The 3850-nt window shown below is 47.8% G+C and carries 4 protein-coding genes; 2 read left to right on the top strand and 2 right to left on the bottom strand.

Annotation, left to right across the window (positions count from 1 at the left end; all coding sequences use genetic code 11):
* The coding region (locus AC1DWB_RS32020) for an acyl-CoA thioesterase (RefSeq protein WP_477545145.1) at nucleotides 1-408 on the top strand (408 nt) is incomplete at its 5' end.
* On the opposite strand, the gene ytvI is transcribed toward AC1DWB_RS32020, so the two are convergent.
* Nucleotides 405-1592: a sporulation integral membrane protein YtvI gene (gene ytvI, locus AC1DWB_RS32015; RefSeq protein WP_477545144.1), complete on the bottom strand. Its 1188-nt coding sequence runs from the start codon at nucleotides 1590-1592 to the stop codon at nucleotides 405-407. The two genes, AC1DWB_RS32020 and ytvI, sit on opposite strands and share 4 nt — an antisense overlap.
* Nucleotides 1593-1665: 73 nt before the next feature.
* Complete coding sequence (locus AC1DWB_RS32010; protein WP_477545143.1) at nucleotides 1666-2445, bottom strand: YheC/YheD family protein; 780 nt, start codon at nucleotides 2443-2445, stop codon at nucleotides 1666-1668.
* A 257-nt stretch (nucleotides 2446-2702) separates the two neighbouring features.
* Here AC1DWB_RS32010 and AC1DWB_RS32005 point away from each other — a divergent pair, with 257 nt between their 5' ends.
* On the top strand, nucleotides 2703-3818 hold the full coding sequence (locus tag AC1DWB_RS32005; RefSeq protein ID WP_477545142.1) for a CapA family protein: 1116 nt from the start codon (nucleotides 2703-2705) through the stop codon (nucleotides 3816-3818).
* The last annotated feature ends 32 nt before the right edge of the window (nucleotides 3819-3850 follow it).

Genomic DNA, 3850 nt, shown 5'->3' with positions numbered 1-3850 from the left:
CACAAGCTGCGTGTACGGTATCAAGAAACGGACCAGATGGGAGTCGTCTACCACGCGAATTATTTGAATTGGTTCGAAATCGGCCGCACAGAGCTCATTCGCGAGCTGGGTTTGCCTTACATCGAGTTGGAGGCGAGAGGGTTGCTGCTGCCGGTTATCGAGCTGGAGTCCAAGTTCCACGCCCCCGCCAAGTATGACGATGAGATTGTCATATGGACGAGAATTAGTGAATTCAGTTCGATTATGGTGCGGTTCGAATCCCAGATTCGAACGACCGACGGAGGGCTGCTTGTTAGCGGCGGAACGAAGCACATGTGGGTAAACCGTCAGTGGAAGCCGGTACGTATCAACAAGGAAGCGCCCGATCTGTTCGCATTGTTGGATGAGAGCTGCAAGGGTCTAGGTTAAGCTTCACGGCTGCGACCGCCCTTAATATAGCCCCATATATCGCGGAACACATTCGCTCTATGGAAGGCAGAGAGCAACACAAGTGTAACTGGACCGATAATAAGGCCGATGAAGCCGAACAGCTGGAGGCCGATGAACAAGGCGATGAGTGTGGCAAGTGGATCCAATCCGACGCTGGTGGCGAGAACTTTGGGCTCCAGAATCTGCCTGGCGACCAGGATGATGCCATACAGCACGCTAAGTCCGATACCCAGGTACACATTGCCTTGCAAGAATACAATGATTATCCATGGGACCATAGCCGCCCCAGTGCCCAAGTAAGGGAGCAGATCGACTAGTCCGATGAGCAAGCCTATCGTGATCGCGTAGGGTACTCCCAGGACGAGCAGTCCGATGATGACGAAGGCTGCCGTAATGGAGATGAGAATGAACTGCGCGCGGAAGTAGCCGAATAATGCTTTCTGCAAGTCAGTCCAGATCGTGCGGCACGTTTGCAACGCTTTTCCAGGAAACCAGGTGGCGACACGACTGATGATACGATACCAGTCTTTGCTGATGAAGAAGGCGGCTAACAGGGCGATGATCATGACAGTAGCTACGTTCGGCAACGACTTCAGCAGCCCGACAATCCCGTTCAGCACCAGACCGATCAGCGCAGAACTGGCGTTAGCCAACTTAATGCCGGTCGAGGACAGGTTGTCGTTGATCGTGCTCTGATATTTGGGATTCTCGTTGTAAAATCGGTTCAACTGCTCGATAAAGCCTTGCAGCATGTCCGAATTTACAAAATCAACAATTTGGGCTTTCCATATATCGATATTATCTTGAATATATGTAGATAAATCGGAGACTTCATAGACGATATTCGTCACGAGCAGTCCGACAATGGCTGCAGCCACTCCAAGAAAGACGAACAAGGATATCGTTACCGCGAGCCACCTCGGCATCCTTCCCTTCTTCTGCAGCATGTTCACAAACGGGTTCAATATGTAAGCGATCAACCAACCGATGAGAAAAGGATACACCATCGGCGTCACGAAGTATAACAAAGCTGCAGCTGAGACAATCAGCAGCACAACCCAAATTCCTCTTGCTATTTGCCTCTGCAGGTTCGTATCCATCGTCGTCCAATTCCCTTCGTACATTGATCTTTGATCTATTTTACCATCAATCGGCAACTCCATCAAAATAACCCCACTGCAAAACAATAAACCGGCCGCAATCACGGCCGGTTGTCATCTAACTGGGAGCAACTGATTAGAATGTCGTCTTCGTAATCTGTGCAGGTCTGATGACCCGAACCGAAGAGGCAATTTCATCAAACAAATACGGGTCGGCATGATGCCTGAACAATTGATATTGGGGTCTAGTATTCGCTTCCAGCAGCCAAATGTGTTGATCTGTATCGATAGCAACGTCCAAGCCCAGCTCGGTTATATTTGGAAAGTGCTTCTTCATGGCGTTGGAGATTTGGATCGACAGTTCCTTGATCCGTGTATCCCACTCAGATCCTTCTTGCTTCGTCAATCCAAACGTTTGCGAAAGCGCCTGATGTAGCCGGATCGCCTTCCCCCCACGGCTGTGGTTCGTCACGAATCGGTTTTTTGCCGCGACTTTCCCCATTATTCCGAAAAACTTCCACTCCCCGTCTGGCTTAATATGCAGAAGCACACGGAAATCGAGCGGGTGTCCCTTGATCCGAATCAGGTCGATGCCTTGCTGTACGATGTATCTTTTGGTTCCGATCAGTTGTTCCAGTTTCAGGGCGGCCGACTTCAGAGTACGGTAAGTATAGGTGTTGGAAGCCGTCCGGATCATGCAAATGTCCCCTTCCATCGAAACTTTCAGAATGCCTTGTCCCCTCATCCCCAGGTCCGGTTTGAGAAAAACGACAGAATGTCTTTCGATCATTTGAATGAATGCTTCTGGTGAGAACAGCTCGGTATCGGGTAAGTAGGAACGGAGTTCAGGTTCGTTCCAGAGCGACTCGTGCTTCAACCATTTTCTACCAGGATATTTATGCAATTTTCCTTTCACTGTAGGATCTCCTCCGTGTGATTACAGCGGTTGCACGTCTAATGATCTGGCTTCGATCGACGTGATTTATCCTATTCCGCTCATCATGAAAGAGTACCTACGCTCTATCCTCATTCCTTTTAACGCAATACGATAAGGAGATCGAAAACTGGGCGAATATCTAAAGCGAGACAAGTGCCCGGATCATACTATAAGTTACGGTTTCACACGGAAGAGACCAGCGAACGGTTAAACTGACATATAAACGGAGATGAGCCATGAGTACGGACATTACAATTGCTGCAATCGGGGACTTGTTGATCAAGAGCAGGATTATTGCCTCTGCCCGAATACCCGGAGAACAGCGATATAATTTTGATGAGATTTTCGAACAAGTTGCCCCTTATTTACGCAATGCTGATTTTACTATAGGTAATCTGGAAACAACTTTTTCCGGAACTACCCCCGGCCGAGACCAAAACACGAAAACAGCGGACAGGGTATATACGATAGGGAGAAGGAATCCGAAGACCGGTTGGCCCCTGCTTAATTGTCCAGACCAGTTTGCCGGCACTTTGGAAAATCTCGGATTTGACGTTCTCTCCACAGCGAACAATCATTGCATGGATTGTGGGATCAGCGGACTCAAACGAACATTAAATGTGCTCGATTCACATGGTCTCTCACATACAGGCACGTATCGCTCGTACCGTGAGTCGCAAAAATATTTGATTAAAGACGTTAAAGGAATCAAGATAGGTGTGTTGGCTTACACAAAAGGAACGAATCGGCTTCCCGTACCTACAGATTATAGCTGGGCCGTCAACCTGATTGAACCAAGCCAGATCATTGCCGATATCAAGCAGTTGAAAAGCAAAGAGGCAGACCTAGTGATCATATGTTTACACTTCGGAAGGGAATACAGCATGCATCCGAACCAGGAACAGAAGAAGCTTGTCCGCTTATTGTTCGAACACGGGGCAGATATTATTCTTGGGGCGCATTCGCATATCATCCAGCCAGCTGTTTTCTACAAAGTCAAAGAAGCTGCAGGGGGGACTAAAAAGAAGTTTGCCATCTATTCTTTGGGTAATTTCATCTCAACGCGCCTGTATAAAAACGACCATACATTAACTGGGGTCATTACCAGAATAAATGTTCGAAAACAAGACGACGGTACGACACAAATCATGGATGCTGAATTTATTCCGACTTGGGTACGCGTCTTCAAATCCAAGGGGAAGACGAATTATAGAATCGTACCTTTGGCGAATGCGTTGAAGAAACAAACCGACGGTACGGGAAGCGAATTGGAGAGAATGGCAAAAATGCATGAGCACGTTACAAAACATATTACGAAAAACTCGGAAAGTGCCGGATTGAAATTTCTGTAAAATAAAAAAACCTTTCAAGCAGCCAGTAACCG

It is taken from the genome of Paenibacillus sp. P4_E11 (assembly GCF_056401635.1).
The sequence above is the reverse complement of the archived record's forward strand: the minus strand, read 5'-3'. Positions and strand labels throughout refer to the sequence as shown.

What these genes read in the sequence shown, in the direction of transcription:
- AC1DWB_RS32005 (WP_477545142.1), top strand. Translation starts at nt 2,703, where the DNA reads ATGAGTACGGACATTACAATTGCTGCAATCGGGGACTTGTTGATCAAG.
- ytvI (WP_477545144.1), bottom strand. Translation starts at nt 1,592, where the DNA reads ATGGAGTTGCCGATTGATGGTAAAATAGATCAAAGATCAATGTACGAA.